This window comes from Ferrimonas sp. SCSIO 43195 (genome assembly GCF_023716685.1).
In the GTDB taxonomy this organism is placed as follows: domain Bacteria; phylum Pseudomonadota; class Gammaproteobacteria; order Enterobacterales; family Shewanellaceae; genus Ferrimonas; species Ferrimonas kyonanensis.
This window is the reverse complement of sequence record NZ_CP072679.1, coordinates 100638-120547: the sequence shown is the minus strand read 5'-3', so window position 1 is coordinate 120547 and position 19910 is coordinate 100638. Positions and strand designations below refer to the sequence as shown.

Genomic DNA, 19910 nt, shown 5'->3' with positions numbered 1-19910 from the left:
GCCTGACTATTGCAACACTGAGGCCAAGGGTGCGAATTAATAATTTATTGCATTAAATCAATTGTTTAAATTTTAACATTCCAACCAGAACCGAATGAGCACTCGCTTCAAATGAATAATGTCCCACCTTTAGTGCAGCTCTGCCTCATAACGGTGCATTATGAGGGAGAATTGCGGCTCCCCCCACAAGCCCCAAAAAAACCAAACCAAACTCAACCTTCTGTTTATTAACAATATAAGCGCCAATAAACAGAAGTTATCACGTTGTGGCACCGCTCTTGCCCCTGTCTGAATACCGTTTCTTTTCAGCAGGAGATCGCCACAATGCGAACCCCGTCCGATTCTGTTCCCTATCAGGTCTCCCTGATTGGCGCTGGCCCCGGCGATCCGGAGTTGCTTACCCTCAAAGCAATGGACCGCATTCAGCACGCCGATGTGATCCTGTATGACAACCTGGTCAGCGAGGCCATTCGGGCGCGCTTTCCCGACAGTGCCAGCGCCATCTACGTGGGCAAAAAACGCCACAACCATGCTTTGCCCCAGTCACGGCTGAATCAACGCATGGTGGCACTGGCCCGTCAGGGTCATCGGATCGTGCGCCTCAAGGGCGGTGACCCTTTTGTGTTTGGTCGTGGCAGCGAAGAGTTACTGGCCCTGCACCAGGCGGGCATTGTCGCCGAAGTGATCCCCGGCATCACCGCCGCCAGCGGTTGTGGCAGCTACGCCGGCATTCCCCTGACCCATCGGGGTCTGTCCCAAAGTTGCACCCTGATCACCGGCCAGGCCAATACCCAGCTGCAACTGGACTGGGCCGCCCTGGCCAAAGGCAACCAGACCCTGGTGTTCTACATGGGCCTGAACCAACTGCCTCACATCCGCCACCAACTGAGCCTGCATGGCATGAGCGACGCCACGCCGGTGGCGCTGGTGGAAAACGGCTGTCGCCCCGAACAACGGGTGGTCATCACCTCGTTGAAACAGATGGCCACTGACGCACTGCGCCACCACCTGCACAGCCCCACCCTGATCTACGTTGGCGAGGTAGTCCGCCTGGCCGACTCCCTAAGTTGGTGGCAGCAGCCCCCTCAAAGCCAACAAGCGATTGCTTAAGGAGAGAGTCATGACCAAACCCATAATTGCGGTTGTCGGCAACGGAATGGTTGGCCACCGCTTTATCGAAGAGATGGCTGGCTGCAGCGACTTTGAGTTGCTGGTGTTTGCCGAAGAGCCTCGACTGGCCTACGACCGGGTACAGCTGACCCGCTACTTTGACAGCGGCAACGCCGATGACCTGGCCCTGGCCCACCCAAAGGACTACCAGCAGCAAGGGGTAATCAGCCACCTGTCGACCCGAGTGCTCAGCATCGACACCACCGAGCAGACGCTGACCTGCAGCGACGGTCAGCAATACGCGTACCATACCTTGGTGCTGGCCACCGGCTCCTACCCCTTTGTGCCGCCCATTCCGGGGCGGGACCAAGCGCACATCCACCCCTACCGGACCATCGAGGATCTGCAGGCGATTCAACACTCCGCCTCCGACAGTCGGGTCGGCGTGGTCATCGGCGGCGGCCTGCTCGGACTGGAAGCCGCCAATGCCCTGAATACCCTGGGCCTGCAAACCCACGTGGTCGAGTTCGCCCCGCGACTGATGGCGGTGCAACTGGACGACGGCGGTGGAACCTTGTTGCGACAAAAGATCGAGCAACTGGGATTGACGGTACACACCGACAAAGCCACCCAAAGCATCGACGCCACCCCGGACGGCCCCTGTCGCTACCGGCTGAGCTTTGCCGACGGCAGCAGCCTGGATACCGATATGGTGGTGTTCTCCGCCGGCATTCGGCCTCAGGATCAGCTGGCCCGCCAAGGCCAGTTGCAGATCGGCGACCGCGGCGGCATCGTCATCAACGACCAGTGTCAGACCTCAGACGCCAACGTCTACGCCATCGGCGAATGCGCCTTGTGGCAGCAACGCATTTTTGGCCTGGTAGCACCGGGCTACCAGATGGCCAAGGTGGCGGCCGCCACCATTCAAGGCCAGCAAGCCGCCTTCAGCGGCGCCGACATGAGCACCAAGCTGAAGCTGCTGGGCGTCGACGTCGCCAGCATCGGCGACGCCCACGGCAGTAGCCCCGGTGCCCTCAGCTACTGTTTCAGCGACCACGCCAACGGCCTGTACAAAAAGATCGTCGTCGACGACAGCGGCACCAAACTGCTGGGGGCGGTCTTGGTGGGGGATGCCAGCGACTACGGCAACTGGCTGCAGCTGTGCCTGAACCAGATGCCACTGCCGCAGCCTCCTGAATCGCTGTTGTTGCCGCTGCAGGAGCAGGGCGGCACGGCCGGGTCCGGGGTGGATGCCCTGCCGGACTCGGCCCAGATCTGCTCCTGCCACGACGTCAGTAAGGCCGACCTCATCGAGGCCATTGATGCCGGCGCCTGTGACCTGGCCAGCCTTAAGAGCTGCACCAAGGCCGGCACCGGCTGCGGCGGCTGTGGCCAACTGGTGGGGCAACTGCTGGATAACCGGCTGGAGCAACAGGGCCTGACCGTCGACCATAGCCTGTGCGACCACTTCCCTTACTCGCGTACCGAACTGTTCGACATCCTGCGAGTGCGGGAGATCAAAACCTTTGACGCCCTGTTGACCCAGTGTGGTCAGGGCCGTGGCTGCGAAATCTGCCGACCGGCAGTGGCCTCAATGCTGGCCTCGCTGTGGAACGATTACATCCTCGACGACGCCCATGTTGGCCTGCAGGACACCAACGACCGCTTCCTGGCCAACATGCAAAAAGACGGCACCTACTCGGTGGTCCCTCGGGTTCCCGGCGGCGAGATCACCGCCGACAAGCTGATCGTCCTCGGCCAGGTGGCCAAAGAGTATGGCCTGTATACCAAGATCACCGGCGGTCAACGCATCGATCTGTTCGGTGCCCGCATGGAACAACTGCCAGCCATCTGGCGCCGGCTGGTGGACGCCGGTTTTGAAACCGGCCACGCCTACGGCAAGGCGATGCGGACGGTCAAATCCTGTGTCGGCAGCACCTGGTGTCGCTACGGCGTTCAAGACTCCACCGCCATGGCGATCCGCATTGAGCACCGTTACCGAGGCATCCGCTCCCCCCACAAAATCAAGCTGGCGGTGTCCGGTTGTGCCCGCGAATGCGCCGAAGCCCAGAGTAAAGATTACGGCGTCATCGCCACCGACAAGGGCTGGAACCTGTATGTCGGTGGCAACGGCGGCATGCGCCCCCGTCACGCCGACCTGTTTGCCACCGATCTCGATGACGCCACCCTGATCACCTACATCGATCGCATCATGATGTTCTACGTTCGCACCGCCGAACGCCTGCAGCGCACCTCGGTATGGCTGGAGAGCCTCGACGGCGGTCTCGACTACCTCAAACAGGTGGTCATCGACGACAGCCTGGGACTCAATGCCGAGCTGGAACGACAGATGCAGGCGCTGGTGGATCGCTATCAATGTGAATGGAAAACCACCCTGGATGACCCCAAACGTCTGAAGCAGTTTCAACATTTCATCAACAGCAAACGCGGTGACGACGGCGTGCGCTTTACCGAAGAGCGCGGTCAGATCCGTCCCGCCCCCATCGACATCAAGGAGTTGGCATGAGTACTTCATCCCACTGGCAGGAGATCTGCGCCCTCGACGACCTCAGCCCTGACAGCGGCGTCTGTGCCCTGCTGGACAACAAACAGGTGGCCATCTTCTACCTGGCCAATGGCGAACTGTACGCCATCGGCAACCACGATCCCCTTGGCAAAGCCAACGTCATGTCTCGCGGACTGCTGGCAGAGGTGGACGGCACCCTGACCGTCAGCTCCCCCCTATATCGCCACCACTACTGCCTCAGCAGCGGCCGCTGCCTGCAGGACGACACTGTATCGGTGCCCACTTATCCGGTGCGTACGGTGGACGGCAAGGTGCAGCTGCGCCACTGAGCCCCAATTTTGGTTAAAGGAGTAACCCATGCAAACCCATGACGGCATTAAGCTGCTTTCGTTTACCGGCAAGATGAAAATCCTCCACCTCAGCTGGATGGCCTTTTTCATCACCTTCTTCGTCTGGTTCAACCACGCACCACTACTGGGCGTGATCGCCGACTCCCTCGGCCTCAGTGGTGCTCAGGTGAAGACCCTGCTGATCCTCAACGTGGCCCTGACCATTCCGGCCAGGGTGGTGATTGGCATGCTCACCGACCGCTACGGTCCCAGGCTGACCTACGCCGCCTTGCTGGCACTGTGCAGCCTGCCCTGTTTTATGTTCGCCTTTGCCGACGACTTTGCTACCGCCGCCCTGTCGCGATTCCTGCTTGGCTTCATCGGCGCCGGGTTTGTGGTGGGCATCCGCATGGTCAGCGAGTGGTTTCCCGCCCATGAGCTGGGCACTGCCGAAGGGATCTACGGCGGCTGGGGCAACTTCGGCTCCGCCGCGGGCGCCATGACTCTGCCGCTGCTGGCGCTGTGGTTCGGTGGTGACGACGGCTGGCGCTACGCCGTGGCGGTAACCGGTGCCCTCAGCCTGCTGTTCAGCGTCATCTGGTACCAGAACGTTAACGATACTCCCAAGGGCTCAACCTACTTCAAACCCAAACAGAGCGGCGCCATGGAGGTCACCAGCAAAGGTGATTTCGCCCTGTTGCTGCTGATGAAGCTGCCGATGTACGCCGCCCTGGCCCTGTTAACCTGGAAGCTCTCCCCTGCCGGGGTCAAGCTGCTGAGTCAGCCTCTGGTTTACGGCCTGTATGGCACGCTTGGGCTGCTGTTTGTTCTGGAGGTGGTGCAGGCCTATCGGGTCAATAAGGGAGTCTTTCGAGCGCCGGTGGCCGCGGAGCACCGGTACAAATTCAAGCAGGTGGCGGTACTGAACGTGCTCTATTTCGCCACCTTCGGCTCCGAACTGGCGGTCGTCTCGATGCTGCCGTTGTTCTTTGCCGAGGTGTTTGAGCTGGATATGGTGTACGCCGGCATGCTGGCCTCGGCCTACGCCTTTATGAACCTGGCCTCCCGCCCCGGCGGCGGCTGGCTCAGCGACCGCTTTGGCCGCAAGCGGACCCTGATCATACTGACAACGGGTCTGGCCCTGGGGTACGCATTGATGGCCCAGATCGACGCCAGTTGGCCGCTGCTGTTGGCCGTCGTCGCCGCCATGGCCTGTTCCTTCTTCGTCCAGGCCGGAGAGGGGGCGGTATTTGCCGCCGTGCCACTGATCAAACGCCGCCTCACCGGCCAGATAGCCGGCATGACCGGGGCCTACGGCAACGTCGGTGCCGTGGTCTACCTGACCGTGCTGTCGATGGTGGATTACGCCACGTTTTTCTGGGTCATCGCCGCCACGGCCGTGGTGGGCTTGCTGGCCCTGCTGCTGATGGAGGAACCCCGGGGTCAGATCACCGAGATTCGTGAAGACGGCAGCGTGGAGTTGATCCGTGTCGGCTAACCCTGTCACCGGTCAGACCCGGTTATCCCTGGCGTTCGGTGGCCACTCGGCTGCCGGCGCCAAATCCGGCAACCAGGACGCCTTTGCCCTGGCGCGCCCCGGCGCCCGGGAAGCCGAGCATCACGGTTGGGCGGCGGCCTTGGCCGATGGGGTCTCCAATGCCAGCCATGGCGGTCCGGCCGCGGTCCTCAGCGTCACCAATTTTGTGCAGGACTTCTACGCCACCCCGGCCAGCTGGAGCACTCACCGCCGCGCCTCGAAGCTGTTGGCCGCCCTCAACCACTGGTTGTGTCATTGCGGTCTCGGCCAGCAACAATGGTTGACCACCTTTTCCGCCCTGGTGCTTAAAGGCAATCAGGGCTACCTGTACCAGGTCGGTGACAGCCAGATGGCGCTGATCCGTGACGGACAGTGGCAGGTGCTGACCGCCAGCCACAATAATGGCCGGGTACTGACCCGGGCACTGGGGGCCGACCCCCACTTGCGGGTCGATACCCATGAACTGCGGCTGCAGGCCGGGGATCGCTTCGTGCTCAGTTCCGACGGCTTCCACGATCACCTTCGGCCAAAGCAGATAAAGGCCGAATTGTCGCGCCAAGAGGATCTCGAGACCAGCGCTCAACGATTAGTCAGGCTGGCACAGCAACAAGGCAGTCGTGACAACATCAGTTGCCTGATCATCGAGGTGCAGCAGTGTCCCGGCGATCAGCCACAGCAGTTACTGCAACAGTGGCAACATCTGGCCATACCGCCGGTCCTGACCGCTGGCCAGAGCCTGGATCATTATCAGGTAGTGCGCTGCCTGCATGCCAGCCCCCGCTCTCACCTGTACCTGGTTCGGGATCGGCAGCAAGGCGGCCTGTGGGTCCTCAAGGCCCCGTCCCCCAACCTGGAAGACCACCACAGCCAACTGGCGGCTTTGGCCCGTGAAGCCTGGGTCGGTCAGTGCCTGAGCCACCCCAACCTCATGACCACCCGCCTGAATCACAACAGCCGCTTCCTGTACCTGATCTGCGAGTACATCGATGGTCAGACGCTGTCGCAATGGCACCAGGATCACCCCACTCCGGAGATTCAACAGTTGCGACCGGTGGTGGACGGGATCGTCGCCGGACTGCGCGCCCTGCAGCGGCAACAGATGGTGCACCGGGACCTGAAGCCGGACAACATCATGATCGACGCCGATGGCCACATCAAGCTGATTGATTTCGGCAGCGTTGGCGCCGGCTCCCTGCAGGAATTGCCCGGTTGGCAGCAGTTGTCTCAGGCCGTGGGCACCGTGGATTACAGCGCCCCGGAAACCCAGCTGGAGCAACCTGCTGACAACCGCAGCGATCTGTTCTCTCTGGGGATCATCCTGTACGAATTGTTGTGCGGGCAACGGCCGTACGCCAATAAACGTCCGGGTCAACGAAAGCGCTTCAGTGATTGGCGCTACCGCAGTCTCAGGCAGTGGCAGCCCAACCAGCCGCTGTGGCTGGACCAACTGTTGCAACAGGTCACCGCCGCCGACCCCAAGCGACGACTGAGCTCATTATCAGAATTGCAGCAGCGGTTGCGCCACCCGCGAAGCGATGCCAACGAGCCCAGCCTGCCCCTGGCTAAGCGTCACCCGGTGCGGTTCTGGCAGGGCGTCAGTGCGGTGCTGATGGCCGCCCTGATCGCCCAGTGGTTACTGGGGTAACGTCTCAACGTCCTGTCTCTGGCCAGCCACCCAGGTGCCCTGAACGTCAAGCTGAGGCGACAACCACACCAGGTTGGCAACGGCACCGGGGCGCAGGTGACCATAGACGGCCTCCAGCCCCAGGACCCGCGCCGGCACCGCACTGGCCATCCGCAGTGCCTGCTCCAGGCTGACGCCCAGGTGCAACACCGCATTGCGTACCGCCGCGCCCATGTCCAGCAACGATCCCGCCAGCTCACCGCTGTGAGCCAGCAGACGATCCCCCTGTCGATGCACCTGCCGATCCACCAGGGTAAACCGCTGCAGGTCACTGCCCACCAATGGCATGGCATCGGTTACCAGGGCGATGTTGTCCGCCCCTTTGCAGCGCAGCGCCACCCGGGCGGAACGATAGTCCAGATGCTGACCATCGGCGATCAAACCGGCAACGCTGCTGTCATCGAGCAGCGCCGCCCCGACCATGCCCGGTTCGCGAGAACCAAACGCCGACATGGCGTTGAACAGGTGGGTAAAGCCAACGGCCCCGGCTTTCAGGGCTTGCTGCGCCTGATCGGCGCTGGCATTGGAGTGCCCCAAAAACACCCGGACGCCCATGGCCGTCAGCGTCTGAATCTCGGCACAGCTCACTGTTTCCGGCGCCAGGGTCACCAGCTTGACCCCAAGATCGTCGCGCTGATACAGCTGCCATTCGGCCTCGGACAACGGTCGAATCTGCTCACCGCAATGGGCCCCCTTCTTGGCAGCAGCAATGTGCGGGCCTTCGAAGTGAATGCCGATGATGCCATGAGGGTTGTGACGACGGGCCTCGGCGACCGCGTCGGCGGCGGCAGTCATCACCGCCACCGAATCGGTGATCACCGTCGGCAGCATCGAGGTGGTGCCCAGGCCGGCGTGAGCCTGAAACAAACGCGCCATGGCGGCCGGGTCGGGGCAGTCATTGAGCAGCACTCCACCACCACCATTGACCTGCAGATCCACCAACCCTGGCGCAACGATGCCCGCCAGGTGCAGGTCGGCATGCTGACACTGCTGATCCACGGCCACCACCCGCCCGTCGGCAACGGTCAGCACCCGGTCAGCCAGCATCTGCCGGCCGTCAAACAAACGATCAATCCGATACCTTACTGTCATAGCACCTCCTTCAACGGCAGGCTGCCTTGAGGGGTTGCCTGACCCAGCAACACCCTGGCCAGGGCATCGAAACTGGCACTGTGCGGCGGTGAAGTCTGATCCAGGTGATAGGCGTAACTGGCCAACATCCAATGGGCCTCTTTGGCAAAAATGCGACAATCGTAGGGTGCCCGCAGGCTCAGATGCACCACCCACTTACCGGTTTCCCGGGCCTCTTTCATTAATCCCTTTAACCGCAGCGGGTCGTGGGCCCGAATCAACTGCTGCTCGGTCAGTCGAGCCAGATCATCCATGCCGCCCAGTTCCGCCACGCTCTGACGGGGCGAGACATAGCCGCCGATCACCACGTCCGACGTGGCCATCGCAGCGCGAATGACGTTGTCCTCATGGTGACGCGGCGACAACACCAAAATCTGCAGACTCGAGTCTCCGAAACGTCGAAGCGCCGATGCCAGTGCCTGCCCCTGAGCCAGTTCCGGTAATAACAACAGCCAGGATCCGGCTGGCGGCAAACAGACACTGGCCGCGCCCACCTGAGTAATGGACGCCTGGGCCAATTGCTGCTCCAGTAGCCGATGCTGCTCACACCCCAGCACCGACTCGGCCCACTGCAACCGCTGGGCCCGAGAAGCTCGACGGTTACCCAGTTTGAAGCGCCACTTCAGGTCCAGAATCCGCTGAGCCGAGGCCGACAGGGCCTGGGAGCACAGGCGGCCATCCGCCACGGCGGCGGCCACGCCGGCAATCAGTGCCGGCAGACGCTGAAGATCCTCCGGGCACCGAACCCGCAGCGGCATCAATGCGATGTCGACGCCGGCAGCAAATGCCTGAATCACCGCTTCCAGGGGTTCGAAATAGTCGCTGATGCCGCCCATGTCCATGGCGTCGGTGATCACCACGCCCTGGTAACCCAGTTGCCCCCGCAGCAGATCGGTAATGATGGCTCTGGACATGGTGGCCGGTACCAGTACCGGTTTGCCATCACGCCCCACCAGTTCGGTGCTGTCCAGTGCCGGGAATTGCACATGGGCAGTCATCACCATGCCGGGTGGCTGCCGGGCGATGATGTCGGCAAAGGGCTTGAGCTCCACCTTGTCCAACCGCGATCGGTCATGATCCACCCGCGGCAGCCCGGTGTGGCTGTCGACGCAAGTGTCGCCGTGACCGGGGAAGTGCTTCAGGGTCGCGACCACCCCGGCCTCCTCCAACCCCAGCACCTGGGCCTCGCCCAGGCGCGCCACCAGGTCGGGATCGTCGCCAAAGGCGCGGACATTGATCACCGGATTGTCGGGATTGTTATTCACATCGACACAGGGGGCGTGGTTGACATTGAGGCCCAACGCCGACAACTCCGCCGCCATGGCCGCGGCGCAGGCCAGGGTCAAGCCATCGCCATGACGCTCATCGGTGGCGCCCAGCGCCATGTTGCCGGCAAAGGCGGTGGTAAAGGATCGCGGCGTCCGGCACACCCGGCCCCCCTCCTGATCCACCGAAATCAGCAGCGGTATACCGGAATTGGAGGCGGCCGCCGCCAGCTGCAGGTCGTCGGTGAGGGTCAGGATCTGCTCCGGGTCCTGCAGGTTCTCTGCAAACAGAATCACCCCGCCCAGGCCGGTATCGGCAATCAGGGCCGCCAGTTCTGTCGGCAGGGTTCGCATCGGAGTACGGGTTGCTGACGTGGCGCCGAAATAGCGCAGGTCCAGCATCAGTTTTTGCGCAATCTGTTGTTCTAACGTCATGATCCATCATGGGACAGCTTGGCTTGTGGCCCCAAGAGTCCCACCCCTTCAATGAGTTATCAAGCCTGCAACCGCATCTGCATCGAAGAAATGTGGCCGCCGTATTCGGTCACGGGTGATTTATACCCCCATTCGTGGTACTTTACGCCGCCTCAATCCCAGTGGTTGGGCGTGTTTGCCCCTTCACCACTACGCTTTCTTTAGACTCCCGTCTGGTGTGGCCCCTAACCGAGCCCTGCCCGGCAGGTGATACTCGAATATAGGGTGGACCTTTACCATGACTCGTCGTGGCAATTTATTCATTGTGTCGGCACCAAGCGGAGCCGGAAAATCATCGCTGATCAGCGCTTTGCTGCAAGACCAGCCCGCCGACATGCAGGTGTCCGTCTCCCACACCACCCGAGCGCCGCGCCCAGGTGAAGAGAATGGCGTGCATTACCACTTTGTCAGCAAAGACGAGTTCAAAGCCCTGATTGACCAGAACGCCTTCTTTGAGTGGGCCGAGGTGTTCGACAACTACTACGGCACCTCCCGCATCACCATTGAGCAAACCCTGGATCGCGGCATCGACGTGTTTCTCGACATCGACTGGCAGGGTGCCCGCCAGGTCAAAGCCGCCATGCCGGAGTCCATCGGCATCTTCATCCTGCCGCCTTCCCGCAAGGAGCTGGAGCGTCGCCTTAACAGCCGCGGTCAGGACAGTGAGACCATCATCGCCCGCCGCATGGCCGATGCCGTGGATGAGATGAGCCACTATGATGAATACGACTATCTGATCGTAAACAACGATTTCGATACCGCCCTGAACGAATTTTCCACCATTGTGAAGGCCAACCGGCTACATCTAGCTGGGCAAAGGATCACTCACAATGATATGCTAGATGATCTGTTGGCAGACTAGCCAACATCATGTACACTTTTGCGTCATTTTTTTAAGCTCAAACACAGGAGTTCCTTCTCATGGCACGGGTAACTGTTGAAGACGCCGTAGATAAGATTGGCAACCGTTTCGACCTGATCTTGGTGGCCTCTCGTCGCGCACGTCAGCTGTCTGTAAACGGCAAGGAACCGCTGGTCGAAGAGCAGAACGATAAGCCTACGGTTATCGCACTGCGCGAAATCGAGTCCGGCCTTATCGATGCGAAAACACTGGACGAGCAGGAGCTGCAAGCTCAGCGCGAACAGGAAGCGGCAGAACTGGCAGCGGTAGCCGCCATCGCCGAAGGACGCGCACTGTAACGTCCATAATGGGGGTCGTCGTTGTATCTGTTTGAAAGCCTGAGGGAACTGGCGTCCAGTTATCTGGATCCGGAACAGGTCGAGAATCTCACTCGCGCTTATATCACCGCTAGAGATGCCCATGATGGGCAGACACGCTCCAGCGGCGAACCCTACATTACTCATCCGATTGCGGTTACCCGCATTCTGGCGGAGATGCGACTCGATCACGAGACGCTGATGGCCGCCCTGATGCACGACGTCATCGAAGACACCGAGATCACCAAAGAGGATCTGGCGGAGCAGTTTGGTCCCGCCGTCGCCGAACTGGTGGAAGGGGTCTCCAAACTCGACAAGCTCAAATTCCGCGACAAGAAAGAAGCGCAGGCGGAAAACTTCCGCAAGATGGTGCTGGCCATGGTGCAGGACATTCGGGTGATCCTGATAAAACTGGCCGACCGCACCCACAACATGCGCACCCTGGGCTCGCTGCGCCCGGACAAACGTCGCCGCATCGCCAGGGAAACCCTGGAGATCTACGCCCCCATTGCCAACCGTCTTGGCATCCACAACATCAAGAATGAACTGGAAGACCTGGGCTTTCAGGCACTCTACCCGATGCGTCATCGGGTCCTCAAAGAGGTGATGCAGGCCGCCAGCGGCAACCGCAAAGCGATCATGAACTCCATCCGCGACGCCATTGTCGGCCGTCTCGAGGAGGTGCAGATCGAGGGCACGGTGCAGGGGCGGGAAAAGAACCTGTACTCCATCTACAACAAGATGGTGAACAAAGAGCTGCAGTTTCAGGAAGTGATGGACATCTACGCGTTTCGAGTAACGGTGAAGAACATCGACACCTGTTACCGGGTACTCGGGGCCATGCACACCCTGTATAAACCCCGCCTGGACCGCTTCAAAGATTACATCGCCATCCCCAAAGCCAACGGCTACCAAAGTCTGCACACCTCGCTCTATGGGCCCCACGGGGTGCCGGTGGAGGTTCAGGTGCGCACCGATGACATGGACCAGATGGCCGACAAAGGGGTGGCTGCTCACTGGCTGTACAAAGACGACGCCGAAGCCAGTGCCACCACCGCCCAGGTTCGCGCCCGCAAATGGATGCAAAGCCTACTGGAGTTACAACAAAGTGCCGGTAACTCCTTTGAATTTATTGAAAACGTAAAAACCGATCTGTTCCCGGATGAGATTTACGTGTTCACCCCCACCGGTAAGATTCTGGAACTGCCCCTGGGCGCCACCGCGGTGGATTTTGCCTACGCGGTTCACACCGACGTCGGCAACGGCTGCGTCGGCGCCAAGATCAACCGTCACGCCTACCCGCTGAGCCAACCGCTCAAGTCAGGTCAAACGGTGGAGATCATCACCGCCCCCGGTGCCCGACCCAACGCCGCCTGGCTCAACTTTGTGGTCACCGCCAAGGCCCGAGCCAAGATCCGTCACGTGCTCAAGAGCCTGCAGGATCGCGACGCCACCGCCCTGGGCAAACGTCTGCTCAACCACGCCCTGGGCGACATGACCCTGGACGAGATTCCGCAGAGCCGCATCGACCAGATCGTGGAAGAGTACCGTCACGACGATTTCGATACCCTGCTGGCCGACATTGGTCTGGGTAACGCCATGAGCCTGGTGGTGGCTCAGAAACTGCGCGGAGAGCTGGAGTCAGCCAACGGCAGTGACAAGCTGCCGATTCGCGGTGCCGAAGGGGTGCTGCTGTCGTTTGCCAAATGCTGCCGCCCCATCCCCGGTGACGACATCGTCGCCCACGTCAGCCCCGGCAAGGGACTGGTGGTGCACATCGATACCTGCCGCAACATTCGACGCGCCCGCGAGGTGGAGTCGGAGAAGTTTCTCAATGTGGAGTGGGACCAGGACAGCCGCGAGGAGTTTGTCACCGGTTTACGCATGGAAATCGTGAATCATCAGGGGATTCTGGCAAAACTCACTTCCATTATTGCGGCATGTGATGCCAATATTCATAATCTGAACACCGAAGAGAAAGAGGGCAGAGTCTACTCCATCGCATTGACTCTGACCGTCAAGAATCGGGTTCATTTAGCGAACGTCATGCGCAAACTGAGGGTGCAGCCCGAGGTTCTGAAAGTCGCGCGAAATCGTAATTAAGAATATTTGTGGGGAACCCATGACCGATAAGATCGTTATCGCCACCGAAAACGCACCGGCCGCCATTGGCACCTATTCTCAGGCCATTAAAGCCGGCGACACCGTGTACATCTCCGGCCAGATCCCGCTGGACCCGAACACCATGGAGATGGTTGGTGACGACTTTGATTCCCAGGTGGTACAGGTGTTCGATAACCTGAAAGCCGTCTGTGAAGCCGCCGGCGGCAGCCTGCAACACATCGCCAAACTGAACATTTTTATGGTTGACCTGGCCAACTTTGCCAAGGTCAACGAAGTCATGGGTCAATACATCCAGCAGCCCTACCCGGCGCGCGCCGCCATCGGTGTGAAGGAACTGCCCAAGGGCAGCCTGGTTGAGATGGACGCGGTGATGATCCTGTAATCCCGCCGCAGCGACCACAGCTATACTCTTCGGGGGCGCTTTTGGCGCCCCCGCATTCATTGTTTAAGGAAGTTTCATGAGCCCCGAACGTCTCGCCCGCATCAATGCCATGCTGGACCGCCGCCAGACAGACCTGACCATCTGCATGGAAGAGGTCCACAAGCCGCACAACCTGGCCGCCATGGTGCGGACCGCCGACGCCGTCGGGGTACACCGGGTTCACGCCGTCTGGCCGGATCAGAAAACCAAGCTGTCCGGCGGAACCGCCACCGGCAGTCAGCAATGGGTGGATCTGAAGTCACACGACACCATTGTCGATGCCATTAAAGAGTTGCGGGCGCAAGGCATGCAGATCATCGCCACCAACCTGTCCGACACCGCCGTGGATTTCCGCGACATCGACTACACCAAGCCCACCGCCATCCTGATGGGTCAGGAAAAGACCGGCATCACTGCCGAAGCCCTGGCTCTGGCGGATCAGGACGTCATCATTCCCATGGTGGGGATGGTGCAGTCGCTGAACGTTTCCGTCGCCACCGCCCTGATGCTGTACGAGGCCCAACGACAGCGTCAACAAGCCGGCATGTACCAACAGCGCAGCATCGACGACGCCGAATGCCAACGGTTGCTGTTTGAAGGCGGCCACCCAATCTTTGCCAAGATCTGCCGCCAGAAAGGCCTGCCCTACCCTCGGGTCGACGAGGAAGGCCAGATCGATGCCAGTGACGACTGGTGGCAGAAAGTGCAGATGAACAAAGAGTCCTGGGCTCACCTGGACGATTGATACCGCGCCGGTCAGTGGAGCCGCTTCGGCCCCACTGCCCCCCCCTCCTAGCTCCCCGTCATCACGTCGTAGATTCCCCCGCGCCGTTTTTTCTTATGCAGTTAAAATTAAAGGTGTTTTTAAAATAACCGGCGCCAGGACGGTCCCCTCCACAACGCCGGAATTTTTTCGGTGTCAGCAAAAAAACAGCGTTACCTCCCTGCGTTGGCGATAGCAACAACACAATTCACCATTCGGCTCCACTTCAGCTTCATTTGATCGCAACCGCCGCCATTGAAACAGCGCAAATTACGTCGCCCAAAGCCACTAAATGGCAATTTAACACTATGCTTTGGCTACACAATCGCCAATTTCCTGCTATTTTCGAGGGGCTAGGCGCTGATCCGCCAAGCTCCAAATGATCCCCGGCAGGATGCCGGCTTTTTACAATCGAACCGATACTGACAATGACAGCATCAAGGCAATCGATGTCTCCGTCTGCCGCTGATGCCATCAAAAAACTACAACCAGACGGATCGTTGACGCGATATCACCTAGGGAGAGTGAGATGACACAGGCGTTCAAAACCCCCGTAGAGATGTTGGAACAATGGGCCCGGGTTCAGGGCGACAAAACCTACCTTCGCCAGCCCAAGCAACGCAGACTGCATGACATCAGCTGGAGTCAGGTACACCAGATGGCCCATCGCCTGGCCGGCGCCCTGCATAAGCTGGGGTTTGAGAAAGGCGACAAGATTGCCATTTTGTCGAAAAACTGTTCTGAATGGTTCATTACCGATTACGCCCTGATGGTCGGCGGTTTCATCAGTGTGCCCATCTACCCCACCGCCAATGCCGACACCATTCGCTACGTGCTGCAACACTCCGAAGCCAAGGCGGTATTTGTGGGGAAACTGGATGACGGTCCCAGCCAGGAACCGGGCATCGGCGGCGAAACGCTGCGACTGGGAATGGGCTATGACGGCATTAAGACCCAGTACCACTGGCAGCAACTGCTGGAGTTGGCTGAACCGATTCAAACCCAGTATCCCGATGCCGACGACGTGATGACCATCATCTACACCTCCGGTTCCACCGGCAATCCCAAAGGTGCCGTGATGACCTTTGGCGCCTTCAGCTGGGCCGCCTGCCGCATCAATGAACACCTGGGGGGCACTCCCAAAGATCGGGTCATCTCCTACCTGCCACTGGCTCACATCACCGAACGGGCTTACATCTTCGGCAGCTCCATCTTTGGCGGCGGCACGGTGTACTTCGTAGAGAGCCTGGACACCTTCGTCGAAGATGTCCAGGTAGCCAATCCGAACTTCTTCCTGTCGGTGCCACGGTTGTGGACCCTGTTCCAAAAAAACATCATCGCCAAGGTGGGCAACAACAAACTCAATACCCTGCTCGGCCTCCCTATCATCGGCGCGTTCGTGGCCCGCAAGATTCGCAAACAGTTGGGCCTCAACAATGCCCGCATCCTCGGCTGCGGCTCCGCGCCGGTCTCGCCGGCGTTATTGCACTGGTACGGCCGCATCGGCATGGACATTACCGAAGCCTGGGGCATGACCGAAAACGCCGCCTACGCCACCCTCAACTTTCCGTTCAGGAAGGATAAAATCGGCACCGTTGGCGCCGCCGGTATGGACGTGGAGCTGAAGATCGGCGACAACCACGAGCTGCTGTTTAAGAGCCCGGGGCTGTTCCGGGAGTACTACAAACAGCCGGAGGCCACCGCCGAATCGATGACCGAAGACGGCTTCTTCCGCACCGGCGACCAAGCGGAAATTGACGCCGACGGCTACGTCAGCATCATCGGCCGGGTCAAAGACAACTTCAAAACCGCCAAAGGCAAATTCGTGGCACCGGTGCCCATCGAGCGCAAGTTGGCCCAGGACACCAACATCGAACTGCTTTGTGTCATCGGCTCCGGTCAGCCCTATCCGGTGGCGCTGGTGCAGCTGGCAGAATCCGCCTACGGGCTGCCGCGAGAACAGGTTCAAGCGTCTCTGCAGGCCGCGTCACAGGCCGTCAGTGCCACCATGGAAAGCCACGCCACCCTGGGCGGAGTGCTGGTGGTGCAGGAACCGTGGACGGTGGAAAATGACGTGCTGACCCCAACCCTGAAGATCAAGCGCCACGTACTGGAAAAGCGCTACAACGCCTTGATCGGCAACATCCGCAATGACGCCGTGGTATGGGAAGACCAGCTCGGCAATAACGCCAAAGCCAGCTAAGCGCCGCAGTCAGCCCCACTAAGGGGCTGATTCCTCAGCCTAGGGCTGCTATTATCTGATCATATTTACAGTGGTTTTGGATAACGGTGTGACGGATCTAGCGGCCCTGCCGGTCACCTCCCTTAAGGGCGTCGGCAGCAAAGTAGCGGAAAAACTCGCCAAGATTGGCGTCGACTCGGTGCAGGACCTGCTGTTCCACCTGCCCCTGCGCTACGAAGACCGCACTCGAATCTGGACCATCGCCAGCCTGATGCCCGGCATCCACGGCACCGTAGAGGGTGAGATTCTGTCCGCCAATGTCACCTATGGCCGCAAGCGGATGATGACGGTGAAGATCCTCGACGCCAGTGGCAGCCTGACCCTGCGCTTCTTTAACTTCGCCATGGCTCAGAAAAACAGCCTGCAACCGGGCAAACGACTGCGCGCCTTTGGCGAAGCCAGACGCGGCCTGCACGGGCTGGAGATCATCCATCCGGAGTACAGCCTGCTGGAGGACGACAGCGCCCCCTTGCTGGAAGAAAGCCTGACGCCCATCTACCCCACCACCGAAGGGCTGAAACAGCTCAGCCTGCGCAAACTGTGCGAACAAGCGGTGGACCACCTGCGCCGCCATCCGGTGCCAGAACTGCTGCCTGAGGGGTTGTACGACCAACAGATGAGCATGGCTCAGGCCCTGCATTACGTTCACCGGCCCCCTGCCGACGCCAATGTCGACCTGCTCACCGAAGGCCAGCACCCGGCTCAGCAACGCCTGGCGATGGAGGAGTTACTGGCTCAAAACCTGTCGATGCTGCAATTGCGCCAAAGTGCCGATCAGCACACGGCATTGCCGCAGCAGGTGGACCGCGCCGTCGAGCGGGATTTTCTCAACCAGCTGCCCTTTACCCCCACCGGCGCCCAGCAACGGGTGGTCGGCGAAATCCGTTCCGATCTGGCGCAGACCCAACCGATGATGCGGCTGGTACAAGGTGACGTCGGCTCCGGCAAAACCCTGGTGGCGGCGTTGGCGGCCCTGACGGTGCTGAGCCAGGGACAACAAGTGGCGTTGATGGCCCCCACGGAATTACTGGCGGAACAACACGCCCTGGCCTTTGCCGCCTGGCTGGAGCCACTGGGGTTTCCGGTCGCCTGGCTGGCAGGAAAACTGAAAGGCAAAGCCAGGGAGCAGACCCTGGCCCGAGTCGCCGACGGCAGCGCCAAAATGATCGTCGGCACCCATGCCATCTTTCAGGACCAGGTTCGCTTCGATCACCTGTCGCTGATCATCATCGACGAGCAACACCGTTTTGGCGTCCATCAACGGCTGGAGCTGAGAGAAAAAGGCTTCAAAGACGGCAATTACCCCCACCAGTTGATCATGACCGCCACCCCAATCCCCCGCACCCTGGCCATGACCGCCTACGCCGATCTGGATACTTCGGTGATCGACGAGTTACCTCCGGGGCGCACACCGGTCACCACGGTAGCCGTGGGCGACAGCCGACGCCCGGAAGTGGTCGAGCGGGTACGCCAGGCCTGCAAGGAGCAGGGACGACAGGCTTATTGGGTCTGCACCCTGATCGACGAATCCGAAGTGCTTCAGTGCCAGGCCGCCGAAGACACCGCTCAGGAACTTGGGGAACAACTGCCGGATTTGCGGGTCGGATTGGTACATGGGCGGATGAAATCCTCTGAAAAACAACAGGTCATGGATCAATTCAAGTCCGGAGAGCTGGACCTGTTGGTGGCCACCACGGTGATCGAAGTCGGCGTGGACGTGCCCAACGCCAGCCTGATGATCATCGAAAATCCGGAGCGACTTGGCCTGGCGCAGTTGCACCAGTTGCGGGGCCGGGTCGGCCGCGGCTGCACCGCCAGTCACTGTGTGCTGTTGTATCATCCACCGCTGTCAAAAACCGCCCAGGCCCGCATCGGCGTACTCAGAGAGAGCAACGATGGCTTTATCATCGCCCAGCGGGATTTGGAAATTCGCGGCCCGGGAGAAGTACTGGGCACCAAGCAAACCGGCTTGGCGGATCTGAAAATCGCCGATCTGATTCGGGACGGAGCACTGATCCCTCAGGTGAAACGACTGGCCCTGCATCTGATGCGGAATTACCCCCAAAATGTGCAGCCGCTTATAGATAGGTGGTTAAAAGGGCGAGAGATTTACAGTCAAGCCTAGACAGACAGGGCTAATTTTGCACAATGGAGTGTAGGTCGGCACAGGAGCAAAGAGACCACCATGAATTCAAATGAACGCGACACCAACAGTTCCAATTCCAGCACCATTGCCATGGTGATGGTGGTACTGGTTATCCTTCTGAGCATCGGCGCCTGGTTCTACTTCGCCGGCGATAAGGAGGCCCCGGTGGCGACCGTCGACCCCATTGAGCCGGTGATCGAGCCCATCGTGGAAGTGCCTGCCGAGCCCTTGCCCACCGAACCGGTGATCGAGCCAGAGCCAGAGCCGCAACCGGAACCCGAAGTGATCGAACCGGAGCCACAACCGGAGCCCGAAGCCCCAAAAGTGACCCTGCCGACACTGGCCCAGTCCGATGACTTTGCCAAAGCCCAGCTCAATGGCCTGTCCGATGGCATGCAATTAGGTCAATTCCTGGTGCCTGATAGCCTGATCCGCCGCTTCGTTGGCCTGGTGGACAATCTGGCACAAGGCAATGTCCTGCGTAAGCAGGGACCGTTTAAACGCCTGAATGAAGAGTTTAAAGCGGTGGACGTCAATGGTCAGCTGTACCTGGATCCCGACGGCTACCACCGTTACGACGCCTACACCAGTTTCCTGTACCGCCTCGATGAGCAAGCCCTGCGTGACACCTTCCTGCTGATGGAGCCGTTGTTCGAACAGGCCTACGCCGAACTGGGGTACGAAGACAGCTTCCGCGACCGCCTGGATGACGCCATGGACCTGCTGCTGTCGGCCCCGGAGATGGACACCGCCATTCCACTGGAAAGCCACAGCGTCAACTACGAGTTTAAAGACACCGATCTGGAGTCGCTGACCGACGTCGAGAAGCTGATGCTGCGCATGGGGCCGGACAATGCCCGCAAGTTGAAGTCGACCTTGCGCCGTTTCCGCGCCGCCATGAACGACTGAACAGGCTCACCGACCGAAAAGGCTCCCGAG

The 19910-nt window shown here is 60.2% G+C and carries 15 protein-coding genes; 13 read left to right on the top strand and 2 right to left on the bottom strand.

Features of this window, described 5'->3' with window-relative positions; translation table 11 throughout:
* Positions 1-324: 324 nt before the first annotated feature.
* Genes cobA through J8Z22_RS00520 form a run of 5 tightly spaced genes read left to right on the top strand, consistent with a single transcriptional unit; the run spans position 325 to position 7148 of the window.
* The gene (cobA, locus tag J8Z22_RS00540) at positions 325-1110 is read left to right on the top strand and encodes a uroporphyrinogen-III C-methyltransferase (protein ID WP_252008327.1); all 786 of its coding nucleotides are present in this window, start codon (positions 325-327) and stop codon (positions 1108-1110) included.
* Between the two features lie 10 nt (positions 1111-1120).
* Positions 1121-3637, top strand: a complete 2517-nt coding sequence (nirB, locus tag J8Z22_RS00535; protein WP_252008326.1) for a nitrite reductase large subunit NirB — start codon at positions 1121-1123, stop codon at positions 3635-3637.
* Entirely contained in the window at positions 3634-3966 is a 333-nt protein-coding gene (nirD, locus tag J8Z22_RS00530; RefSeq protein WP_028112592.1) for a nitrite reductase small subunit NirD, read from the top strand. The genes nirB and nirD overlap by 4 nt, the downstream gene beginning before the upstream one ends.
* A 28-nt stretch (positions 3967-3994) precedes the next feature.
* Positions 3995-5464, top strand: a complete 1470-nt coding sequence (locus J8Z22_RS00525) for a NarK family nitrate/nitrite MFS transporter (protein ID WP_028112591.1) — start codon at positions 3995-3997, stop codon at positions 5462-5464.
* Positions 5454-7148, top strand: a complete 1695-nt coding sequence (locus J8Z22_RS00520) for a bifunctional protein-serine/threonine kinase/phosphatase (protein WP_252008325.1) — start codon at positions 5454-5456, stop codon at positions 7146-7148. Before J8Z22_RS00525 ends, J8Z22_RS00520 begins: the two co-directional genes overlap by 11 nt.
* On the opposite strand, the gene nagA is transcribed toward J8Z22_RS00520, so the two are convergent.
* Both nagA and J8Z22_RS00510 read right to left on the bottom strand, forming a co-directional pair.
* A complete protein-coding gene (nagA, locus tag J8Z22_RS00515; RefSeq protein ID WP_252008324.1) occupies positions 7137-8279 on the bottom strand; it encodes an N-acetylglucosamine-6-phosphate deacetylase in 1143 nt (380 codons plus the stop codon). The genes J8Z22_RS00520 and nagA overlap by 12 nt on opposite strands.
* Positions 8276-10018: a glycoside hydrolase family 3 protein gene (locus J8Z22_RS00510; protein ID WP_252008323.1), complete on the bottom strand. Its 1743-nt coding sequence runs from the start codon at positions 10016-10018 to the stop codon at positions 8276-8278. Before J8Z22_RS00510 ends, nagA begins: the two co-directional genes overlap by 4 nt.
* A gap of 277 nt (positions 10019-10295) precedes the next feature.
* Between J8Z22_RS00510 and gmk the strand changes: the two genes are divergently transcribed.
* The 8 genes from gmk (at position 10296) to J8Z22_RS00470 (ending at position 19880) form a co-directional block, all read left to right on the top strand.
* Positions 10296-10919, top strand: a complete 624-nt coding sequence (gmk, locus tag J8Z22_RS00505) for a guanylate kinase (RefSeq protein ID WP_028112587.1) — start codon at positions 10296-10298, stop codon at positions 10917-10919.
* A 59-nt stretch (positions 10920-10978) separates the two neighbouring features.
* Positions 10979-11257: a DNA-directed RNA polymerase subunit omega gene (gene rpoZ / locus J8Z22_RS00500; RefSeq protein ID WP_028112586.1), complete on the top strand. Its 279-nt coding sequence runs from the start codon at positions 10979-10981 to the stop codon at positions 11255-11257.
* A 21-nt stretch (positions 11258-11278) separates the two neighbouring features.
* Positions 11279-13378, top strand: a complete 2100-nt coding sequence (gene spoT, locus J8Z22_RS00495) for a bifunctional GTP diphosphokinase/guanosine-3',5'-bis pyrophosphate 3'-pyrophosphohydrolase (RefSeq protein ID WP_028112585.1) — start codon at positions 11279-11281, stop codon at positions 13376-13378.
* A 19-nt stretch (positions 13379-13397) separates the two neighbouring features.
* Positions 13398-13781: a RidA family protein gene (locus J8Z22_RS00490; RefSeq protein ID WP_028112584.1), complete on the top strand. Its 384-nt coding sequence runs from the start codon at positions 13398-13400 to the stop codon at positions 13779-13781.
* 76 nt (positions 13782-13857) lie between these two features.
* Positions 13858-14565, top strand: coding sequence for a tRNA (guanosine(18)-2'-O)-methyltransferase TrmH (gene trmH / locus J8Z22_RS00485; RefSeq protein WP_028112583.1), 708 nt, complete (start codon positions 13858-13860; stop codon positions 14563-14565).
* A 547-nt stretch (positions 14566-15112) separates the two neighbouring features.
* Positions 15113-16786, top strand: a complete 1674-nt coding sequence (locus J8Z22_RS00480; RefSeq protein WP_252008321.1) for an AMP-binding protein — start codon at positions 15113-15115, stop codon at positions 16784-16786.
* A gap of 88 nt (positions 16787-16874) precedes the next feature.
* Complete coding sequence (recG, locus tag J8Z22_RS00475; protein ID WP_252008319.1) at positions 16875-18950, top strand: ATP-dependent DNA helicase RecG; 2076 nt, start codon at positions 16875-16877, stop codon at positions 18948-18950.
* Positions 18951-19010: 60 nt separating this feature from the next.
* The gene (locus tag J8Z22_RS00470; RefSeq protein ID WP_028112580.1) at positions 19011-19880 is read left to right on the top strand and encodes a DUF3014 domain-containing protein; all 870 of its coding nucleotides are present in this window, start codon (positions 19011-19013) and stop codon (positions 19878-19880) included.
* Positions 19881-19910 lie beyond the last annotated feature (30 nt).